Origin of the sequence: Rhizobium sp. Leaf262, assembly GCF_001422245.1 — a bacterium.
Taxonomy (GTDB): Bacteria; Pseudomonadota; Alphaproteobacteria; order Rhizobiales; family Rhizobiaceae; genus Agrobacterium.
Window position 1 is genome coordinate 370,153 of the sequence record NZ_LMMM01000016.1, and the last position, 19,940, is coordinate 390,092.

Annotated in this window: 15 protein-coding genes; 11 read left to right on the forward strand and 4 right to left on the reverse strand. The window is 58.5% G+C overall.

The window, feature by feature from the left end:
* Window positions 1-9: 9 nt before the first annotated feature.
* Window positions 10-561, forward strand: coding sequence for a DUF924 family protein (locus ASF29_RS15980; protein ID WP_062451629.1), 552 nt, complete (start codon window positions 10-12; stop codon window positions 559-561).
* A 69-nt stretch (window positions 562-630) separates the two neighbouring features.
* On the opposite strand, the gene dnaJ is transcribed toward ASF29_RS15980, so the two are convergent.
* Window positions 631-1,764, reverse strand: a complete 1,134-nt coding sequence (dnaJ, locus tag ASF29_RS15985; protein ID WP_062451630.1) for a molecular chaperone DnaJ — start codon at window positions 1,762-1,764, stop codon at window positions 631-633.
* 86 nt (window positions 1,765-1,850) lie between these two features.
* Complete coding sequence (gene dnaK / locus ASF29_RS15990) at window positions 1,851-3,755, reverse strand: molecular chaperone DnaK (RefSeq protein WP_062451631.1); 1,905 nt, start codon at window positions 3,753-3,755, stop codon at window positions 1,851-1,853.
* 353 nt (window positions 3,756-4,108) lie between these two features.
* Between dnaK and ASF29_RS15995 the strand changes: the two genes are divergently transcribed.
* The 4 genes from ASF29_RS15995 (at window position 4,109) to ASF29_RS16010 (ending at window position 8,404) form a co-directional block, all read left to right on the forward strand.
* Window positions 4,109-5,866 (forward strand): alkaline phosphatase, encoded by a 1,758-nt coding sequence (locus ASF29_RS15995; protein ID WP_062451632.1) that lies wholly within the window; start codon window positions 4,109-4,111, stop codon window positions 5,864-5,866.
* Window positions 5,867-5,956: 90 nt separating this feature from the next.
* A complete protein-coding gene (locus tag ASF29_RS16000; protein ID WP_062451633.1) occupies window positions 5,957-6,421 on the forward strand; it encodes a hypothetical protein in 465 nt (154 codons plus the stop codon).
* A 2-nt stretch (window positions 6,422-6,423) separates the two neighbouring features.
* Window positions 6,424-7,104, forward strand: a complete 681-nt coding sequence (locus ASF29_RS16005) for an ABC transporter ATP-binding protein (protein ID WP_062451634.1) — start codon at window positions 6,424-6,426, stop codon at window positions 7,102-7,104.
* 1 nt (window position 7,105) lies between these two features.
* On the forward strand, window positions 7,106-8,404 hold the full coding sequence (locus tag ASF29_RS16010) for an ABC transporter permease (RefSeq protein WP_062451635.1): 1,299 nt from the start codon (window positions 7,106-7,108) through the stop codon (window positions 8,402-8,404).
* Between the two features lie 9 nt (window positions 8,405-8,413).
* Here the strand turns inward: ASF29_RS16010 and ASF29_RS16015 are convergent, their stop codons facing one another.
* Together ASF29_RS16015 and ASF29_RS16020 are read right to left on the reverse strand one after the other, a co-directional pair.
* Window positions 8,414-10,453, reverse strand: coding sequence for a PAS domain-containing protein (locus ASF29_RS16015; protein WP_082453526.1), 2,040 nt, complete (start codon window positions 10,451-10,453; stop codon window positions 8,414-8,416).
* A gap of 226 nt (window positions 10,454-10,679) precedes the next feature.
* Window positions 10,680-12,284 (reverse strand): MFS transporter, encoded by a 1,605-nt coding sequence (locus tag ASF29_RS16020; RefSeq protein WP_082453527.1) that lies wholly within the window; start codon window positions 12,282-12,284, stop codon window positions 10,680-10,682.
* A 307-nt stretch (window positions 12,285-12,591) separates the two neighbouring features.
* Between ASF29_RS16020 and rimP the strand changes: the two genes are divergently transcribed.
* The 6 genes from rimP to truB all read left to right on the forward strand — a co-directional run bounded on the left by rimP (window position 12,592) and on the right by truB (window position 19,792).
* Window positions 12,592-13,176: a ribosome maturation factor RimP gene (rimP, locus tag ASF29_RS16025; protein ID WP_062451636.1), complete on the forward strand. Its 585-nt coding sequence runs from the start codon at window positions 12,592-12,594 to the stop codon at window positions 13,174-13,176.
* Between the two features lie 52 nt (window positions 13,177-13,228).
* The gene (gene nusA / locus ASF29_RS16030; RefSeq protein ID WP_062451637.1) at window positions 13,229-14,839 is read left to right on the forward strand and encodes a transcription termination factor NusA; all 1,611 of its coding nucleotides are present in this window, start codon (window positions 13,229-13,231) and stop codon (window positions 14,837-14,839) included.
* On the forward strand, window positions 14,836-15,531 hold the full coding sequence (locus tag ASF29_RS16035) for an RNA-binding protein (RefSeq protein WP_062451638.1): 696 nt from the start codon (window positions 14,836-14,838) through the stop codon (window positions 15,529-15,531). The genes nusA and ASF29_RS16035 overlap by 4 nt, the downstream gene beginning before the upstream one ends.
* A 102-nt stretch (window positions 15,532-15,633) precedes the next feature.
* Window positions 15,634-18,348 (forward strand): translation initiation factor IF-2, encoded by a 2,715-nt coding sequence (gene infB, locus ASF29_RS16040; protein WP_062451639.1) that lies wholly within the window; start codon window positions 15,634-15,636, stop codon window positions 18,346-18,348.
* 76 nt (window positions 18,349-18,424) lie between these two features.
* On the forward strand, window positions 18,425-18,841 hold the full coding sequence (gene rbfA / locus ASF29_RS16045; RefSeq protein ID WP_062451640.1) for a 30S ribosome-binding factor RbfA: 417 nt from the start codon (window positions 18,425-18,427) through the stop codon (window positions 18,839-18,841).
* Between the two features lie 3 nt (window positions 18,842-18,844).
* Entirely contained in the window at window positions 18,845-19,792 is a 948-nt protein-coding gene (truB, locus tag ASF29_RS16050) for a tRNA pseudouridine(55) synthase TruB (RefSeq protein ID WP_062451641.1), read from the forward strand.
* Window positions 19,793-19,940 lie beyond the last annotated feature (148 nt).

The following is a 19,940-nucleotide window of genomic DNA, read 5'->3' on the forward strand; positions in this document are numbered from 1 at the left end:
GAGCGCATTATGAGCAAAGGCACCACAACGCCCGCTTCTGATGTCATGGCATTCTGGAAAGAGGCCGGACCGGAAAAATGGTTCGACAAGGACGCCCATTTCGACGCGACGTTTCATGATCGTTTCAGGGATTTGCATTTTTCAGCCGCCCGCCGCGAACTTGATAGCTGGCTTGAGGGCGACGAGAGCAGTCTTGCGCTGCTGTTGCTGCTGGATCAGTTTCCGCGCAATTGCTTTCGCGGCACGGCCCATATGTATGCCACCGACCCGCTTGCCCGCCATTATGGCCATGAAGCCATGCGCCGGGGTCACGACGTGACGATCGATGCGGAGCTTCGCATTTTCTTCTACTTGCCCTTGATGCATTCCGAAGACCTTGAGGACCAGCACCTGTGTTGCAAGCTGTGCGAACCCCTGGGCGAGCGCTACCTACCTTTTGCCGTCGAGCATCGCGACATCATAGACCGCTTCGGTCGTTTCCCGCATCGCAATGACATCCTGCTGCGAAAGAGTACCGAGAAAGAGAAACTCTTTTTGGAACAGGGCGGATTTGCTGGCTGATCTGGCGGGCATAAAAAAGCCGAGCATTCTTTCGAAGCGCGGCTTTGTCTTAACCATCAAGCGGTGAGATCAGCCGTCGAAGAATTCCTTCATCCGGGCAAAGAAGCCGGTGGATTCTGGATTGTTATCCTTGGACGACAATTCATGGAATTCCTGCAGCAATTCGCGCTGACGCTTGGTCAGCTTCTGAGGTGTTTCGATCTGAATCTGGATATAGAGATCGCCCTGTTGCGCAGACCGCAGAACAGGCATTCCCTTGCCCTTCAGACGGAACTGCTTGCCCGCCTGCGTACCTTCGGGCACCGTCACGCGCGATTTTGTACCATCAAGCGTCGTCACATCGAATGTGCCGCCAAGTGCTGCCGTCGTCATGGAGATCGGCACGGCGCAATAGAGATCGGCACCGTCACGCTGGAAGAACTCATGCGGACGCACGGACAGGAAGATATAGAGGTCGCCCGATGGGCCACCGCGCATACCCGCCTCGCCTTCGCCTTGCAGGCGAATGCGGGTACCGTCTTCGATACCGGCTGGAATATTGACCGAGAGCGAACGCTCTTCCGTCACGCGACCCTGACCGTGGCACTTGCTGCAAGGGTCGGTAATCGTCTGGCCGCGACCGTGGCAGGTCGGGCAGGTACGCTCGACGGAGAAAAATCCTTGCGCGGCACGCACACGGCCAGAACCCTGGCAGGTGCCACAGGTCTTGGGCTGCGTGCCGGGCTTCGCACCGGAACCGGAACAGACATCGCAGGTGATGGAGGTCGGCACACGGATTTGCGCCGTCTTGCCCGCAAAGGCTTCTTCCAGCGAGATTTCCATGTTGTAGCGAAGATCGGCACCGCGTTCGCGTCCGCCGCTCGAGCGACGCGCACGCCCGCCACCCATCATCTCGCCGAAGATGTCTTCGAAAATGTCGGAGAAGCCACCGCTGCCGCCACCGCCGAAGCCGCCGCCCGCATTGCCCATGCCGCCCTGCTCGAAGGCCGCGTGACCGAAACGGTCATAGGCAGCCCGCTTCTGTGGGTCTTTCAGTGTTTCATAGGCTTCGTTGAGTTCTTTGAATTTCTTCTCAGACTCGGCGTCACCAGGATTCTTGTCCGGATGATATTTCATCGCGAGTTTGCGGAAGGCGCTTTTCAGCTCTTTTTCGTCGGCAGTTCTGCCAACGCCAAGTGTTTCGTAAAAGTCTGCTTTCGCCATTAATAACACGCCCCGGAAATGGATTTCCGGCTGCACGAGGCAGCCGGATTTCAGTCAAGCATCAATTGGATTTCAAAACGTCACGCTTATGCGGACTTCTTGTCGTCCTTGATTTCTTCATAGTCCGCATCGACCACGTCGTCCTTGCCGCCTTCGGCAGCACCTTCGCCACCTTCAGCCTGCTGGGCTTCGTAGATGGCCTGACCAAGCTTCATGGATACTTCCATAAGAGTCTGGGTCTTGGCCTGAATGTCGTCAGCATCCGGCTCGGAGGCTTCAACCGACGTCTTGAGCGCAGCGATGGCGTCTTCGATGGCCTTGCGGTCGGTTTCGGAAACCTTGTCGCCATACTCCTTCACCGACTTCTCGGTGGAGTGGATGAGGCTTTCGGCTTGGTTCTTGGCTTCCACACCGGCGCGACGCTTCTTGTCGGCTTCGGCATTGGCCTCGGCGTCCTTCACCATCTTTTCGATGTCGGCGTCGGACAGACCACCAGATGCCTGAATACGGATCTGCTGTTCCTTGCCGGTACCCTTGTCCTTTGCGGAAACCTGCACGATGCCGTTGGCGTCGATATCGAAGGTGACTTCGATCTGCGGGACGCCGCGTGGCGATGGTGGCAGGCCGACGAGGTCGAACTGACCGAGCGACTTGTTGTCCGCAGCCATTTCGCGCTCACCCTGCGAAACGCGGATGGTCACGGCGGACTGGTTGTCTTCGGCGGTCGAGAAGGTCTGGCTCTTCTTGGTCGGGATCGTCGTGTTACGGTCGATCAGACGTGTGAAGACGCCACCCAGTGTTTCGATACCGAGAGACAAAGGCGTTACGTCGAGAAGCAGAACGTCCTTGACGTCGCCCTGCAGAACGCCGGCCTGAATGGCAGCGCCCATGGCAACAACTTCATCCGGGTTCACACCCTTATGCGGCTCCTTGCCGAACAGCTGCTTGACGACTTCCTGAACCTTCGGCATGCGGCTCATACCACCGACGAGAACGACTTCGTCGATCTCGGCAGCCGAAACGCCTGCATCCTTGAGCGCTGCCTTGCATGGTGCAACGGTGCGCTGGACCAGATCGTCCACGAGGCTTTCGAACTTGGAGCGGGTCAGCTTCAGCGTCAGGTGCTTCGGACCGGTCGCATCTGCCGTGATGAAGGGCAGGTTGATTTCGGTCTGCTGCGAAGATGAAAGCTCGATCTTTGCCTTTTCGGCAGCTTCCTTCAGGCGCTGAAGAGCAAGCTTGTCGCCCTTCAGGTCGATGCCCTGATCTTTCTTGAACTCACCGGCCAGATATTCGACCAGACGCATGTCGAAGTCTTCACCACCGAGGAAGGTATCGCCATTGGTGGACTTAACTTCGAAAACGCCGTCGCCGATTTCCAGAACGGAAATATCGAAGGTACCGCCACCCAAGTCGTACACGGCAATCGTCTTGCCTTCCTTCTTGTCGAGGCCATAAGCCAGGGCAGCAGCCGTCGGCTCGTTGATGATGCGCAGAACTTCAAGGCCGGCGATGCGGCCAGCATCCTTGGTCGCCTGACGCTGTGCGTCGTTGAAGTAAGCGGGAACGGTAATGACGGCCTTTTCGACCTTTTCACCGAGGTAGGATTCGGCAGTTTCCTTCATCTTCTGAAGGATCATCGCGGAAATCTGCGATGGAGAGTAACCCTTGCCCTGTGCTTCTACCCATGCGTCGCCATTGTCGCCCTTGACGATCTCGAACGGTACGAGGCCCTTGTCCTTTTCGACAGTCGGGTCTTCGTAGCGGCGACCGATCAGGCGCTTGACCGCAAACAGGGTGTTGGTCGGGTTGGTGACGGCCTGACGCTTTGCAGGCTGGCCGACCAGACGCTCACCATCGTCGCTGAAGGCGACCATGGAAGGGGTCGTACGTGCACCTTCCGCGTTTTCAATGACTTTTGTGTCCTTGCCGTCCATCACTGCGACGCAGGAATTGGTCGTGCCAAGGTCGATACCGATTACTTTTGCCATTCTCTTCTCTCCTTGAAGCGAGTTGTCGGAACCCCGGGAGGCATTCCACTGACAACTCCTTGACTTGGATGGTCTTCCGGTTTGTGCAGCATTCTTGCTGCTGTCTGGGGGGTATATAAGGAGCGATTTTTCCCGCTGCAAGGCGGATCAATGCGTCGATTGCACCAAAAAATGAAGAAATAAAGCTTGCATAAAACAGATGAGGCACCCTGAGCGCCTTTCGGCACGGCAGAAATAAAAACAGCCGGGTTGTGCAGCGCCCTTCAGATTCGCGCGGATCGTCATTTCACTGTCATGCGCGGTCCCTATAGGCGGGGTGCTTTTCTATAAAACATAACTCCTTAGAGGTTATCATGCGCAAACTTATCGCCGCATTCGTCGCGACCACCGTGCTTGCCGGTGCTGCACAGGCCGCAACCGTCTATCCGCTTGATCGTGCAACGATTCTCAGCGGTTCTCCTTTTGACTTCAAAGTCGAGTTCAAGAATGTCGTAAAGCCTGAAGACGTGAAGATCACCGTCAACGGCCAGGATTACAAGACCGTCTTCGGCGCCGATGTCACCTTCACCGCCGAAGAAAAGGGCAAGGAAGACAAGGTTCTCGGTTCCGCTGTCACCCTGCGTGGCCTCAAGATTGCCAAGGCTGGCGACTACAAAGTCGAAGTTTCCGCCGGTTCCGAAACCAAGAGCGTCAACTGGGTTGTTTATGGCACCGGCGAAACGCCAAAGGCCAAGAACATCATTTTCCTGCTGGGTGACGGCCTCTCTGTTGCGCACCGCACCGCTGCCCGCATCATGTCCAAGGGCATGACCGAAGGTAAGGCGAACGGTCGTCTGAACATGGACGAAATGGACCGCATGGCCTTCATCGGCACGTCGTCCACCGAAGCCATCGCCACCGATAGCGCCAACACCATGTCGGCCTACATGACCGGCCACAAGGCTCCTGTGAACGCTCTCGGCGTTTACGGCGACCGCACGCCTGCAAGCCTCGATGACCCGAAGGTCGAGACCATCGGCGAGGCCCTGCGCCGCCAGACGAAGAAGTCCATCGGCATCGTCACGACATCCGAATTGCAGGATGCGACGCCTGCGGCCATCGTTTCCCACACCCGCAAGCGTGGCGACAAGGCTGAAATCACCGGCATGATGTTCGACGTCAAGCCTGACGTCGTTCTGGGCGGTGGCTCGGCCTATTTCCTTGGCAAGGACGTTCCCGGTTCCAAGCGCAAGGACGACAAGGACTATATCAAGTTGTTCCAGGATGCAGGCTACACGCTGGCAACCGACAAGAACGAGCTTGAAAAGGCTGAAGGCTCCAACACCGGCAAGCTTCTCGGCCTGTTCCACACCGGCAACATGGACACGCTTCTCGACCGCAACTTCCTCAAGAAGGGCACCGTCGACAAGTTTCCGAACCAGCCCGGTCTGGTCGACATGACCAAGGCAGCTCTCGGTGAACTGTCCAAGAACCAGGACGGTTTCTTCCTGATGGTCGAAGCCGCCAACATCGACAAGATGTCTCACCCGCTGGATTGGGACCGCGCTGTTGTCGAAACCATCGAATTCGACAAGGCCATTGGCGTTGCTCGTGAATTCGCTGCCAAGAACCCCGACACGCTGATCGTCGTCACCGGCGACCACGCTCATGGCGTTTCGATCATCGGCACCGTCGATGACGAAAAGCCGGGCGATGAAATGCGCGCCAAGGTCGGCACCTATGCCGAAGCCGGCTTCCCGAACTACGAAGACAAGGATGGCGATGGTTATCCTGACCGGATCGACGTCAGCCGCCGCCTGTTCCTGAATGCCAATAATGGTCCTGACCATTACGAAACATTCCGCCCGAAGATGGATGGTCCTTTCGTTCCGGCAATCCAGAACGAGAAGAAGGAATATATCGCCAACGAAGCCTACAAGAATGTTCCAGGCGCAGTCTTCGTGCAGGGTAATATTCCAAAGGACGGCGATACGGGTGTTCACGCCGTAGACGATATCGTTCTTCAGTCCACCGGCCCTGGCTCGGAAGGCTTCAAGGGTTACATGGAACAGAGCGACGTTTATCGCGTGCTGGCAGACACTTTCGCGCTCGGCGCAAAGCAGACGCAGTAATCTTTGTAAAAGAAAAACGATCCGGCTTGCACAGGCGAGCCGGATCGTCTTCGTTTGAACAACCGGACCGCTCGGAAAAAGGAGATCGTCATGGCGAAACTTACCCCCGTGTTGACGCGTCGGCAGTCGCTCAAGCTTGCGACCCTTTCCGCCTTCACGCTTTGCGCACGGGAAACCCTTGCAGCAACGTCGCCCCTTACCTTCGATGAAATGTACGGCAAGATTGGCGTGTTGGGTCTGGAGTTTTCCGACAAGCTGAAACAGCTGACCGGCCAGCAGATCCGCATGAAAGGCTTTATGGCACCGCCATTGAAGGCCGAAGCCTCCTTTTTTGTTCTGACCGAAATTCCCATGGCCCTGTGCCCGTTCTGCTCGTCGGATTCCGACTGGCCGGACAATATCGTCGTCGTCTATCTCTCGGAAAAACAGACCTTCGTGCAGCCCAGTACGACAATCGAGGTCACGGGTGTTCTGGAGCGCGGCTCCTGGACAGACCCGGAAACCGGATTTGTCAGCCTCGTGCGCATCAGAGATGCGGAATACAGAGTTTCCTAAACATGCTGTCCTTGAATATTTCAGGCCTTTCGGTTTCCTATCCCGGGCTCGCCACACCTGTGCTATCCGTCGATGACCTCTCGGTTGCGGCTGGCGAGAAGATGTCCATCACCGGTGCCTCCGGGTCCGGCAAAAGCACATTCGTCAACGTCATCACCGGGCTTGAACGTATTCGTCAGGGCAAGGTGTTGTGGCGGGATCAGGATATTGCCGGTTTTGCCGAAACCAAAAGAGACCGCTGGCGCGGCGAGAATGTCGGCCTCGTCATGCAGGAGTTTCATCTTCTGCCCGGCCTGTCCGCCATAGAAAACATTCTCCTGCCGGTCCGCCTGTCGCGTGCCATGTCCAGCCAATATGCCTCTCGCGCCGCGTTTCTGCTGGAAAAAACCGGTCTTGCTCGGCCAGATCAGAAAATCGACACCATGTCGCGCGGCGAAATGCAGCGTGTGGCGATTGCCCGCGCGCTGCTCAGAAAACCCGGCGTCATCGTCGCCGACGAGCCCACCGCAAGCCTCGACCCCGAAAATGGCGAGGCCATCGGCCGCCTGCTGGTCGATCTGGCGCGGGTGGAGGGTTCCACACTCATCGTCATTACCCATGACAGGCTTTTGGCCGAACGCCTCGACCGCCGTCTCGAGCTGGCCAATGGCCGTATCGTGACCGATAGCGCCCGGAATTCTTGATATGATACGTTTTGTTTTATCCGATCTGAAACGCCTCTGGGCTGGATCGTTGGTCGTCGTTCTGCTTGTAGCCATGGCAACAGCGCTGGGCGTCACCGTGACATTGCAGGAACGGGCGCTGCGGCTGGGCACGGCCCGCGCTGCGGACAAGTTCGATCTCGTCATCGGTGCCGCTGGCAGTGAGACGCAGCTGGTTCTCTCCTCCGTGTTCCTACAGGCCGCTCCCCTGCCGTTGGTCAGTGGTGCGACGCTGGCAACACTGGCGAACGATCCGCGTGTCGCATGGGCCGGGCCCGTGGGCTTTGGCGATTCTTTTGCCGGCTATCCAATCGTAGGAACGACGACAGCGCTCATCGACAATACATCCGGTGGCTTTCTGGAAGGTGAGGGCTTTGCCGATGGTGAGGATGCTGTGATCGGCTCTGCCGTCGATCTGCCCATCGGTGCGGAAATCAAGCCGATGCATGGCACGGCGGAAGAAGGTGGCCACACCCATACCGAGATCGTCTATCACGTTCAGGGACGTTTGAAGCCCACCGGAACGCCCTGGGATCGCGCCATTCTCGTCCCCATCAGCTCCGTCTGGCACATTCACGGCATGGACGGCGATGATCACGACCATGAGCATGAAACGGCAGGCGAAACCCATGAGGAAGGCCATGACCACGCCCACGGCGCGCATGAGGAGGGTCATGAACACCATGATCACGCTCACGGAGCAGGCGAAGAAGCCGAAGCGTTGAGTGAAGTCTTCACCTCGGAAACACCCGGCGTTCCCGCCATTCTGGTGAAACCAAAGTCGATTGCCGATGCCTATAAGCTGCGCCAGCAATACCGGCAGGGCAATACGCTGGCGGTCTTTCCGGGTGAGGTTCTGACGAAGCTCTATGCGACGCTGGGTGATGCCCGCGAGGTTCTGTCCGTGGTGGCCATCGGGGCCCAGTTGCTGGTCGCTGCCTCTCTCATTCTCGTCACCCTTACCCATATCGTGCAGAGGCGAAAGCAGATCGGTGCGTTGCGTGCGCTCGGTGCGCCGCGGTCGTCCATATCGCTGATCGTCTGGACGGAACTCTTCGCTTTGTTTGCCTCGGGCATCGCGCTTGGTTTCGCCATCGGTTTTGCAGCGGCCAAGATCATCACCGGCATGCTCGTCGCCAAAAGCGGCGTCGTCATGCCGGTTGAATTTGCCAAGGCCGATCTGGCGCAGGCGCTGGTGCTGCTGGCCGTGGCTGCGGGTCTCGCCATCCTGCCTGCATGGCTTGCCTACCGCCAGTCTCCGGTCGAAGCGCTGCGGGGCTGAGCGATAGCCCTATTGCTTGGGGTGAACCAGCGCCTTGACGCGCTGGGCGAAGGCATCCAGCTGGAAGGGCTTGGTCATGACATGCATGCCGTGATCGAGATGGCCGTGATTGAGCACGGCATTCTCGGCATAGCCGGTGATGAACAACACTTCCAGTTCCGGCCGCTTGACCCGTGCCGCATCGGCCAGCTGGCGACCATTCATGCCGCCGGGAAGGCCGACATCCGTGATCAGCAGGCTGATATCGCGGGCTGAATTGAGAATCCGCAAGGCCGACGCACCGTCTTCCGCTTCGATGACGGAATAGCCGAGATCCTGAAGCTCCTCGACGGCCAGCATCCGCACCAGCGGTTCGTCATCCACCACGAGAATGGTCTCGCCGCCGTCGGCACGCAGGGCGTCCGTCACCGCAAGCGACTCGATCTCCATCAATTCCACGTCGCCGGAATGCCGCGGTAGATAAAGGCAGATCATCGTGCCCTTACCGACTTCAGAGTAAATGCGTGCAGCGCCGCCCGACTGGCCGGCAAAGCCATAGACCATCGACAGGCCAAGTCCTGTCCCCTGCCCGATCGGCTTGGTGGTGTAGAAGGGATCGAACGCCCGGTCTATCACTTCCTGGCTCATACCCGTGCCGGTGTCGGACACACATAGGGACACATATTGCCCCGGCTCCAGCCCGCGCATGCGTGCCGCGCGGTCGTCTATCCAGCGATTACAGGTCTCGATTGTCAGCTTACCGCCGCCGGGCATGGCATCCCGTGCATTGATACACAGATTGAGAAGCGCGTTTTCAAGCTGTCCGGCATCGACGTTGGTTGCCCAGAGGCCGGCTGCGCCAACGGTTTCGACCTCGATGGCTGGACCCACGCTACGGGTGATCAGATCCAGCATGCCATCGACGAGCGTGTTGATGTTGAGCGGCTTGGGGTCGAGTGTCTGCCGTCGGGAAAACGCGAGGAGACGCTGGGTGAGTGCGGCTGCCCGCTTCGTCGCTCCGACCGCGCCGTTGATGTAGCGCTCGAGGTCGCCGACACGGCCCTGCGCCAACCGCGTGCTCATCATTTCAAGACTGCCGCTGATGCCGGCCAAAATATTGTTGAAGTCATGGGCGAGCCCCCCGGTCAGTTGCCCCACGGCTTCCATTTTCTGGCTGTGCCGCAACGCCTCTTCCGCGACCATCAGTTCAGCGGTGCGCTCCTCCACCTGCTGTTCCAGCGTGGCGTTGAGTTTCGCAAGCGCCGCCTCTGCACGTCGCCTTGCCGTAATATCCTGAAACATCACGGCGACCCGACGTTTTTCCTCCGGTTCGATGCGGACTGCCGCCAGCTCGAGGTAACGGCCTGTCGCCACCAGTTCCTGCTGAAACCTGATGGGTTTACCGGTGCGCAACACCTCTCCGTAGCGCGCCACCCAGGCATCCGCTTCATCCGGCACCATTTCGCGTAGTTTCTGCCCCACCACGTTGGGAATACCGGCATGACGGGCATAGGCTTCGTTGGCCTGAATATGGATGTAGTCGCTGTTGGGGCCATGCGGACCATCGAAAAACTCGATGATGCAAAAGCCTTCATCGATGGCATCGAACAGGCCCTTGTAAAGCGCTTCGCTCTCTCGACGCTCCCTTTCGGCAAGCGTGCGCTCCGTCACGTCGGAGCCTTCCACGAAAATGGCTTCGACGCGACCATTATCCCCGACGATAGGCTGATAGATGAAGTCAAGATAACGTTCGGTCACGGGTCCGCCGGGCTCGGACTGAACCGCGTAATGCGCGCCGGAGGCGGAATATGGCGACCCCGAACGGTAGACGTCGTCGAGGATATTCGTGAAACCTTGCGCAACCGCGTCAGGCAAGGCCTCAGCAAGAGTTTTGCCGACAATATCGTCGCGGCCCACGAGCTTCATATAGCTGCGATTGGCAAGCTCGAATCGATGCTCCGGCCCGCGCAAAAGGGCTATGAAAGTTGGGGCCTGTTTGAAAAGTTGGGCGAGAATTGGACCTATATTACTCGTCTCTTCGTGCAATTTTCTACCCCATGTATCGGCCATGTGCCTTGGCCGCCCGATGTTTTATTTTTCGAAGAACTTTTTTGAAAATAAGAACTGTCTTGTTGCTGGGCTGTCAGTCGATTGCGAAAGGAAAGCTCCCCTGATCGCGCACATGCCCCTTCTCGCGCAATTGTTTAAACCACATGAGACGCAGAAAAGTGTTTCAGGCGAAAAGGTTCCGGCGCTTTGGCGATATTTCTTGTCAGCGACGATACCTGCGGCAAGATCAATGTGGGTCGATATGGGCTTTGTGAAAAATATCGTCCTGTGGCGGAATGGCTTGACGCTCTATCATGCGATGCACGCGCGGGCGCGTGCTGCCGCGGTGCAGCGCCAGGATGCTGTCCCAGCTTTCGGCATCGGCTTGGGTGCGGCGATGATTGTGCCGGACATATTCCACCCAGGTCGGCACGTGGTAGATTTCCGTCCATATGTCAGGATTTTCCAGATCGCGCATCAGCGTCCAGTTCTGGGCACCGTCGCGCAAGCGGATACGCCGCCGCTCCGCCATGATCGACATGAACTCCGGGAGATCGGCGTCATCGATTTCGTAATCCACCAGAATGGCTATGGGCCCGCTGCGCGGCTTCACGTCGAGACGCAGGTTCGGCTCCACGAAGCGGTTGAGCGGATCGAGGTTGAGCGAAGCGAAGGCCGGCATGGTCAGCTTGAAGCCGACCACCACACCCAGCAGCATCAACACACACGAACAGAGCAGCGAATAGGTCAGGCCATAGTTTTCGGCAAGCGAACCCCAGAGCCAGCTGCCAACGGCAATACCGCCGAAGGTGAGTGTCTGGTAGAGTGACAGAGCCCGGCCCACCACCCAGCGCGGCGTGGACAATTGCACGATCGTGTTGAAAAGCGAGAGTGCCAAAACCCAGCTTGCGCCCGATACCGTCAGGACGAGCGCAGTCAGGACGGCATTTGTGCTGATGGCTGTGACGGCCGAACTGAATGCAAAGCCGAGAAAGGCCACGCGTACGATCCATTCGCTGCTCATGGTCTCGCGCAGACGGGCGCTGACCAGCGCCCCACCGATTGCGCCGACACCGAAGGCTCCCAGCATGATGCCGTATGTCAGGGGACCGCCCTGGACCAGATCGCGTGCGACAAGTGGCATGAGCGCAAGGATCGCGCTTGCCGACAGACCGAAGAGGAAGCCGCGCAACAGGACCTTGCCGATATTGGGAGACATGGCCACGTAGCGCATGCCAGCGGAAATCGCCGCGAACAAATGTTCGCGTGGAAGCGTCGATGTATTTTTGGGCGGCTGCCATTTCGCCAATGCGTAGATCAGCGTGAAGTAGCTGAGCGCATTGACGAGAAATGCCGCCGCCGCACCAGCAACAGCAACGATGACGCCGCCGATGGCAGGCCCGACGCTGCGGGTAATGTTGAAGCCGACGCTGTTGAGCGTCACGGCAGCAGGCAAGTCCTCACGTGGCACCATTTCGCCCACGGATGCCTGCCATGACGGATTATTGAGGGCCGTGCCGCAGCCGATCATGAAGGTGAAGAACAGCAGCAACCAGGGTGAAAGCCATCCGAGCCACGCAAAGGCGGTCAGCATGACGGAGGCGGCCAGCATCAGAAGCTGGGCCGAGATCATGATGCGGCGGCGATCGAAACTGTCGGCCAGCGCGCCAGAGACGAGCGAAAACAGCATGATCGGCAGCGACGTGGAGGCCTGAACCAGCGCAATCATGTTTTCCGAAGACGATAGCGCGGTCATCATCCAAGCAGCACCGACCGCCTGGATCAGGCCACCGAAATTCGAGGCGATGCTCGCAAACCAGATTGTTCTGTAGGTCTGATGCTTGAGCGGCATCAGGGGAGATTTTCTATCGGGCACGGGCAGTCCAATTGATGCAATTGCTGTTCATCCGCGTGTCACTATAGACCTCGACGACGCGGATGCTACTGTTTCGGCGCATGCGGCGGTAAAATTGTGACGAAAGCCAATTTCGCGCCCTTTCCGTCCTCATCCTTGCTATTTGCAACATATGGGTTTATATCATCCTTCAAATTCTTGATCGTCTGATGAAGAGTGGGGTCGCAAGGCCCCGCTCTTTTTCGTTAGGCGCCCTAAAAACCGAAGGCACGCCTTCGGTGCACAGCAAGACCGGAAGGCCAGAATGGCAGACGCCGAACCCAGACTGATAACTGAAACAGGTATAGACCAGCGTATCGCCGAGATCATCGAGCCGGTCCTGACAGGCATGGGCTTTCTTCTCGTGCGCGTTCGGCTGTCGAGCCAGAACGGCTCGACGTTGCAGATCATGGCCGAGCGTGAAGACGGCACAATGACCGTTCAGGACTGCGAAGCGCTTTCCATGGCGATTTCGCCCGTGCTCGATGTGGAAGATCCTGTCGAAAAGGCGTATCATCTGGAAGTGTCGTCACCCGGCATCGACCGGCCGATGGTGCGAAAGATGGATTTTGTCCGCTGGCAGGGCCATATCGTCAAGGTCGAGACATCGATCCTAGTCGATAATCGCAAGCGTTTTCGCGGCAAGATCGCCAGCGTAGAAGAAGACGGTTTCAAGCTTGAGCGTGACCAGATCGGCTACGGTGAAGAACCGGTCGTGACGATCCCGTTCAATACTCTTTCCGACGCGAAGCTGATCCTGACCGATGATCTTATTCGCGACGCACTGAAAGCGGACAAGCAGGCCAAGGCCGCTGCCGCCAATCAGAACGAAGAAGCAGACGAAGACTAATTCCAACGTATGCCCTGACAATGCGGGCACAACGACTTACGGAGACATAAAAATGGCAGTCAGTGCTAACAGGCTTGAGCTTCTGCAGATCGCCGATGCTGTGGCGCGCGAAAAGGTCATCGACCGTGAAATCGTGCTGGCCGCAATGGCCGATGCGATCCAGAAGGCTGCCCGCTCCCGTTATGGTTCGGAAACCAACATCCGCGCCGACATCAACTCGAAGACCGGTGAAATCCGTCTTCAGCGTCTTCTGGAAGTTGTCGAGAAGGCTGAAGACTACGGCACGCAGATTCCGCTGGAACTGGCACGCGACCGCAACGTCGATGCCAAGATCGGCGACTATATTGCCGATCCGCTGCCGCCTATGGATTTCGGCCGTATCGCTGCCCAGTCCGCCAAGCAGGTCATCGTGCAGAAGGTTCGTGAAGCCGAGCGTGACCGCCAGTATGACGAGTTCAAGGACCGCATCGGCGAAATCATCAACGGCACTGTCAAGCGCGTCGAATATGGCAACGTCATCGTCGATCTCGGCCGCGGCGAAGGCATCATCCGTCGTGACGAGATGATTCCACGCGAAAACCTGCGTTACGGCGACCGCGTTCGCGCCTTCGTTTACGACGTGCGCCGTGAACAGCGTGGGCCGCAGATCTTCTTGTCGCGTACGCACCCACAGTTCATGGTCAAGCTCTTCACCATGGAAGTGCCTGAAATCTACGACGGCATCATCCAGATCAAGTCGGTTGCCCGTGATCCGGGTTCGCGCGCCAAGATCGCCGTTATCTCGAACGACAGCTCTATCGATCCCGTCGGCGCCTGCGTCGGTATGCGCGGTTCGCGCGTTCAGGCCGTTGTCGGCGAACTTCAAGGCGAAAAGATCGACATTATTCCGTGGTCGCAAGACCCTGCATCCTTCATCGTAAACGCCCTTCAGCCAGCTGAAGTCGCCAAAGTTGTTCTGGACGAAGAAGCAGAACGCATCGAAGTCGTGGTTCCCGATGAGCAGCTGTCGCTCGCCATCGGTCGTCGCGGTCAGAACGTACGTCTGGCATCGCAGCTGACCGGCTGGGACATCGACATCATGACGGAGCAGGAAGAGTCCGAGCGTCGTCAGAAGGAGTTCAACGAACGCACCGGCATCTTCATGGAAGCGCTGGATGTGGACGAGATGGTCGGTCAGGTTCTGGCATCCGAAGGCTTCGCCCAGGTCGAAGAGCTTGCTTATGTCGACCTCAGCGAAATTTCCTCCATCGACGGTTTCGATGAGGACACAGCTGTCGAAATCCAGACCCGTGCCAAGGAATATCTCGAGCGTATCGAGACCGAAATGGACGCCAAGCGCAAGGAACTCGGCGTGTCCGACGAATTGCGCCAGATCGATGGCCTGACATCGCAGATGATGGTCGCTTTGGGTGAAGAAGGCGTCAAGACCATCGAAGACTTTGCAGGCTGCGCGGCGGACGATCTCGTCGGCTGGAGCGAACGCAAGGATGGCGAAACCAAGAAGTTCGAAGGCACCTTCTCCAAGCTCGACGTTTCGCGCGTCGAAGCTGAAAACATGATCGTTCAGGCCCGCCTTCTGGCTGGCTGGATCACGGCTGAAGATCTGGCTGCTCAGCAGGAAGAGGCAGCGACCGAGGAGGCGGATACCGCCGATCAGGAATGATTTCGCAAGCGCATGAGCCTGAAGACGTGCTGGACGACGAGCGGCGGGTCGAAGGTACAGGCAGCGAGCGGATGTGCATTGTAACGCGGCAGATTGGAACACCCGATGAGTTGGTCCGTTTTGTCGCAGGCCCGGACAAAAGCGTTGTTCCGGACCTGAAACGCCAATTGCCAGGGCGCGGATGCTGGGTCACACCCGAGCGTGCCCTGATTGAAAAGGCCATTGCGAAAAAGCTTTTCGCACGCGCCCTGAAGACCGACGTCAAAGCTGGTCCAGAACTCCTGGAGATGATGGACCGGCTGATGGCTCAAAACGTAGCCGGTATGATGAACATGGCCCGGAAAGCGGGACAGTTCATCAGTGGCGCTACAAAAGTCGATGCGTCCGTGCGTTCGGGACACGCTCTTGCAGTGTTTCACGCGACGGATGCCGCGCCGGATGGCGTGAGAAAGATCAATCAGGCCCGCAAGGCCTGGACCCTCGGCTCAGGCGCCGAGACGGAAATACCGTCCTTTCGGCTCTTCAGTGAGCAGGAAATGGACGAACTGATGGGCCAGAATGCTTTTATCCATGCCTGCGCGCTTGCAGGGCAGGCGGGTGAAGGTGTAGTGAAGCGCGCAAAGATGCTCGAGCGGTATCGCAATGGCGATAAACCTCAGGCGGATTTAGACGCTGCCCGGACAATACAATGACGCGGTCATCGGACTTTATCCGTCGCCGCGTTCGGATGCAGCTAGTTAAAGACAGGGCCTGATGAATGTCATCCGGCTCTCGTCCGAAGGAACGGGAACGGAATGACCGATAACAACGACGACAAGACACTCAACGCACAACCCAAGAAGACCCTCACTCTCAAGCCGAGTGGCGCGTCGACGGGAACTGTGCGTCAGGATATGGGTCGTGGTCGCACCAACGCGGTTGTCGTAGAGACACGCAAACGCCGCCCATTGCGTCCAGAAGACGAGAAGCCCATCACACCGACAGTGACAGCAGCACCGCAACCTGCCCGACCGGCAGCACCTGCGGCCGCACAGCGCCCGCAGCAGCCTCAGTCTCAGCGACCTTACCAGTCTGGCAACCAGAATCAGGGCCGTCCAGCTCCTTCTGCGCAGCCACAGCGTCAGCCAGACCGCCCGCGCGGTAACGTTCTGCACGACCTGTCTGCTGGCGAAATGGATGCACGCCGTCGTGCGCTTGCGGAAGCTCAGGCTCGCGATATTATCGAAGCCAAGCAGCGTGCCGAAGACGAAGCCCGTCGCAAGGCCGAAGAAGAACAGCGAGCAATCGCCGAGAAGGAAGAGGCAGCGCGCCGCGCGGCCGAAGAGGCCTTGGCTGCGAAGTCGGCTCCGGCGCCTGAACCCGCCGAGGTTGCACCGGCACCCGTTGCCAGCCGTACACCTGTCACGACGAGCCGTCCTGATACGCGTCCACAGACCCGCACGATACCGGCGCCCGTTCCGGCACCGATCGACAATGCCGGTCCACGCGGACGTCGCCCCGGCGGCGAGGAAGAGGACGATCGCGGTCCCCGTCGCGGCGGCATGCCCGTTCGCGGCAAGGTCGCAGCACCGGTTCCAGCCAAGCCCGCAGCCCGTCTGAAAACGGAAGAAGAACGTCGTCGTGGCAAGCTCACGGTCACGTCCAACCTGGAAGAAGACGGCACACCGCGTGGTCGCTCGCTTTCTGCCATGCGTCGCCGTCAGGAAAAATTCCGTCGTGGCCAGATGCAGGAAACCCGTGAAAAGGTGATGCGCGAAGTCATTCTGCCTGAGACCATCACCATTCAGGAACTTTCGCAGCGTATGTCCGAACGGGCTGTCGATGTGATCAAGTACCTGATGAAGGAAGGTCAGATGATGAAGCCGGGCGACGTCATCGACGCCGATCTGGCCGAACTGATCGCCGGCGAATTCGGCCACACCGTCAAGCGCGTGTCGGAATCCGACGTCGAAGAAGGCATCTTCAACGTGTCGGACGACGATGGCGGCGAACTCGTGTCGCGTCCTCCGGTCGTTACCATCATGGGTCACGTCGACCACGGCAAGACCTCGCTGCTCGACGCCATCCGTCAGACCAGCGTTGTTTCGGGTGAAGCCGGTGGCATCACCCAGCATATCGGTGCCTATCAGGTCGAGAAGAACGGTCACAAGATCACCTTCATCGACACACCCGGTCACGCCGCCTTTACGGCCATGCGTGCTCGCGGTGCCCAGGCAACTGACATCGCCATTCTGGTGGTCGCAGCCGATGACAGCGTGATGCCGCAGACGATTGAATCGATCAACCACGCTAAGGCGGCCAATGTGCCGATCATCGTGGCGATCAACAAGATCGACAAGCATGAGGCCAATCCTGACAAGGTCCGCCAGCAGCTGCTCCAGCACGAAGTTTTCGTGGAATCCATGGGTGGTGAGGTTCTCGACGTCGAAGTTTCGGCCAAGAACAAGCTCAACCTCGATAAGCTTCTCGAAGCCGTTCTGCTGCAGGCCGAAATTCTCGACCTGAAGGCCAATGTCAACCGCACAGCGGAAGGCACGGTCATCGAAGCTCAGCTCGACCGTGGTCGTGGTTCCGTGGCAACCGTTCTGGTTCAGAAGGGTACGCTGCGTCCGGGCCAGATCATCGTAGCCGGTGACCAGTGGGGCCGTGTGCGCGCGCTCGTCAACGACAAGGGTGACCACGTCAAGGAAGCGGGTCCTGCCATGCCGGTCGAGATTCTCGGCCTGTCGGGCACGCCATCTGCCGGTGACCGCTTCGCCGTTGTGGAAAGCGAAAGCCGTGCTCGTGAGATTTCCGAGTATCGTCAGCGTCTGGCCCGTGACAAGGCCGTTGCTCGCCAGACCGGCCAGCGCGGTTCGCTTGAACAGATGATGACGCAGTTGCAGGCTACCGGCCGCAAGGACTTCCCGCTGCTCATCAAGGGTGACGTGCAGGGTTCTGTCGAAGCGATCATCGCATCGCTGGACAAGCTTGGAACAGACGAAGTTCGCGCACGCATCATCCACTCTGGCGCAGGTGCGATCACGGAATCGGATATCTCGCTTGCCGAGGCATCGAACGCGGCCATCATCGGCTTCAACGTTCGTGCCAACGCACAGGCACGTACTGCATCCGAACGTGCTGGTATCGAAATTCGTTACTACAACATCATCTATGATCTGGTAGATGACGTGAAGGCAGCGATGTCGGGCCTCCTGTCTCCAGAGCGTCGCGAAACCTTCCTCGGCAATGCCGAAATCCTGGAAGTCTTCAACATCACCAAGGTCGGCAAGGTTGCCGGTTGCCGTGTGGTCGAAGGCAAGGTGGAACGTGGTGCAGGTGTTCGTCTGGTGCGCGACAACGTCGTCATCCACGAAGGCAAGCTCAAGACGCTCAAGCGCTTCAAGGACGAAGTCGGCGAAGTGCCGGTTGGTCAGGAGTGCGGTATGGCGTTCGAGAACTACGAAGACATCCGTGCAGGCGATACGATCGAGTGCTTCCGCGTAGAACACATCACCAGAACGCTCTAAGCGTTTCGCCCCCACGAGAATAAACTGTCGGGCGCCGGCTTAACCGGCGCTCGCTTTGTTTGAGGCTAAAGATAACATGGCAAAAGCAACATCATCCGCGCCCTCGCAACGCATGCTGCGCGTTGGCGAACAGGTGCGCGCCGCGGTGACGCAAATTCTGCAGCGCGGAGAAGTCCGCGACGACCTGATCGAAAAGACAGTGATTTCCATTTCGGAAGTCCGCATGTCGCCCGATCTGAAGATCGCAACCGCCTATGTCACGCCGCTCGGCGTTTCCGATCATACTGACACGATCGAGGCCCTGAACCGTCACGCCAAATATCTGCGTGGGCGACTTGGGCCGCATTTGCGGCAGATGAAATACGTGCCGGAACTGCGCTTCCGAGACGATACGAGCTTCGACAATTATAAGAAGATCGACGCGCTGCTGCGTTCGCCGGAGGTGCAGCGCGATCTGGGACCTTCAAACGAAAAAGACGACGAACAGAACTGAAGCATGTCCAAACCACGCAAACAACAACATCGTAAGCCGAAGGGCCGGCCGATTTCGGGCTGGCTCATTCTCGACAAGCCCTTCGACTTCGGCTCCACGGAAGCCGTTTCCAAGATCAAATGGCTGTTCAATGCCCAGAAGGCTGGCCACGCCGGAACCCTTGATCCCCTCGCCTCCGGCATGCTGCCGATTGCGCTGGGTGACGCGACCAAGACCGTTCCCTATGTGATGGACGGGCGCAAGATCTATGAGTTTACGGTCTCCTGGGGTGAAGAGCGCACCACCGACGATATGGAGGGCGAAGTCCTCAACACATCGCCGAACCGCCCGGACGAACAGGCCATTCGCGATCTCCTGCCCAATTACACCGGCATCATCCAGCAGATTCCGCCGCAGTTTTCGGCTATCAAGATCGCCGGTGAGCGTGCCTATGACATCGCCCGTGGTGGCGAGGCGGTGGAAATTCCAGCGCGCGAGGTCGAAATCCATCGTATCACGCTGCTCGCCTGCCCTGATGCCAATACCGCGCATTTCGAAGTGGAATGCGGCAAGGGCACCTATGTGCGTGCGCTGGCGCGTGACATGGGCCGGGATCTCGGCTGCTACGGCTTCATTTCGCAACTGCGCCGCTCCATGGTCGCTCCTTTCGCGGAAGAGGCCATGGTGCCGCTTGCAAAGCTGATCGAGTTCGAAGCCATCGAAGACCGTGACGAGAGATCGGCGGCACTCGATGCCTATCTCATCGATACCTCGGAAGCCCTGTCGTCGCTACCGCATCTCATCATCAATGACGACCAGGCGCACCGGCTTAAAATGGGCAATGCCATCCTCCTGCGCGGACGCGATGCGCCGACGCAGGAAATGGAAGCCTATGCCACGGCACGCGGCAAACTGATCGCCATCGGCGAGATTGCCGAGGGCGAGTTCCGCCCAAAGCGCGTCTTCGGTTAAGCACGAAAACGCCCGATGCGCCCGAAGAGGCGGTTCCAATCGCCTCTTTCCTTTGTGAACCAATTGGTTTATAGGCAGCGGCAGCTTGGGCAGCGCCCGCGCTAATGAATGGCCAGTGCTGGACGACATCCCGGCCCTTGGCGTCCCG

Coding starts and splice junctions, on each gene's coding strand:
- ASF29_RS16015 (WP_082453526.1), bottom strand. CDS start 10,453: ATGGCCGATACATGGGGTAGAAAATTGCACGAAGAGACGAGTAATATA.
- rimP (WP_062451636.1), top strand. CDS start 12,592: ATGGCAGACGCCGAACCCAGACTGATAACTGAAACAGGTATAGACCAG.
- ASF29_RS16035 (WP_062451638.1), top strand. CDS start 14,836: ATGATTTCGCAAGCGCATGAGCCTGAAGACGTGCTGGACGACGAGCGG.
- dnaK (WP_062451631.1), bottom strand. CDS start 3,755: ATGGCAAAAGTAATCGGTATCGACCTTGGCACGACCAATTCCTGCGTC.
- infB (WP_062451639.1), top strand. CDS start 15,634: ATGACCGATAACAACGACGACAAGACACTCAACGCACAACCCAAGAAG.
- ASF29_RS16005 (WP_062451634.1), top strand. CDS start 6,424: ATGCTGTCCTTGAATATTTCAGGCCTTTCGGTTTCCTATCCCGGGCTC.
- truB (WP_062451641.1), top strand. CDS start 18,845: ATGTCCAAACCACGCAAACAACAACATCGTAAGCCGAAGGGCCGGCCG.
- nusA (WP_062451637.1), top strand. CDS start 13,229: ATGGCAGTCAGTGCTAACAGGCTTGAGCTTCTGCAGATCGCCGATGCT.
- ASF29_RS16020 (WP_082453527.1), bottom strand. CDS start 12,284: ATGCCGCTCAAGCATCAGACCTACAGAACAATCTGGTTTGCGAGCATC.
- ASF29_RS16000 (WP_062451633.1), top strand. CDS start 5,957: ATGGCGAAACTTACCCCCGTGTTGACGCGTCGGCAGTCGCTCAAGCTT.
- ASF29_RS15995 (WP_062451632.1), top strand. CDS start 4,109: ATGCGCAAACTTATCGCCGCATTCGTCGCGACCACCGTGCTTGCCGGT.
- ASF29_RS16010 (WP_062451635.1), top strand. CDS start 7,106: ATGATACGTTTTGTTTTATCCGATCTGAAACGCCTCTGGGCTGGATCG.
- ASF29_RS15980 (WP_062451629.1), top strand. CDS start 10: ATGAGCAAAGGCACCACAACGCCCGCTTCTGATGTCATGGCATTCTGG.
- dnaJ (WP_062451630.1), bottom strand. CDS start 1,764: ATGGCGAAAGCAGACTTTTACGAAACACTTGGCGTTGGCAGAACTGCC.
- rbfA (WP_062451640.1), top strand. CDS start 18,425: ATGGCAAAAGCAACATCATCCGCGCCCTCGCAACGCATGCTGCGCGTT.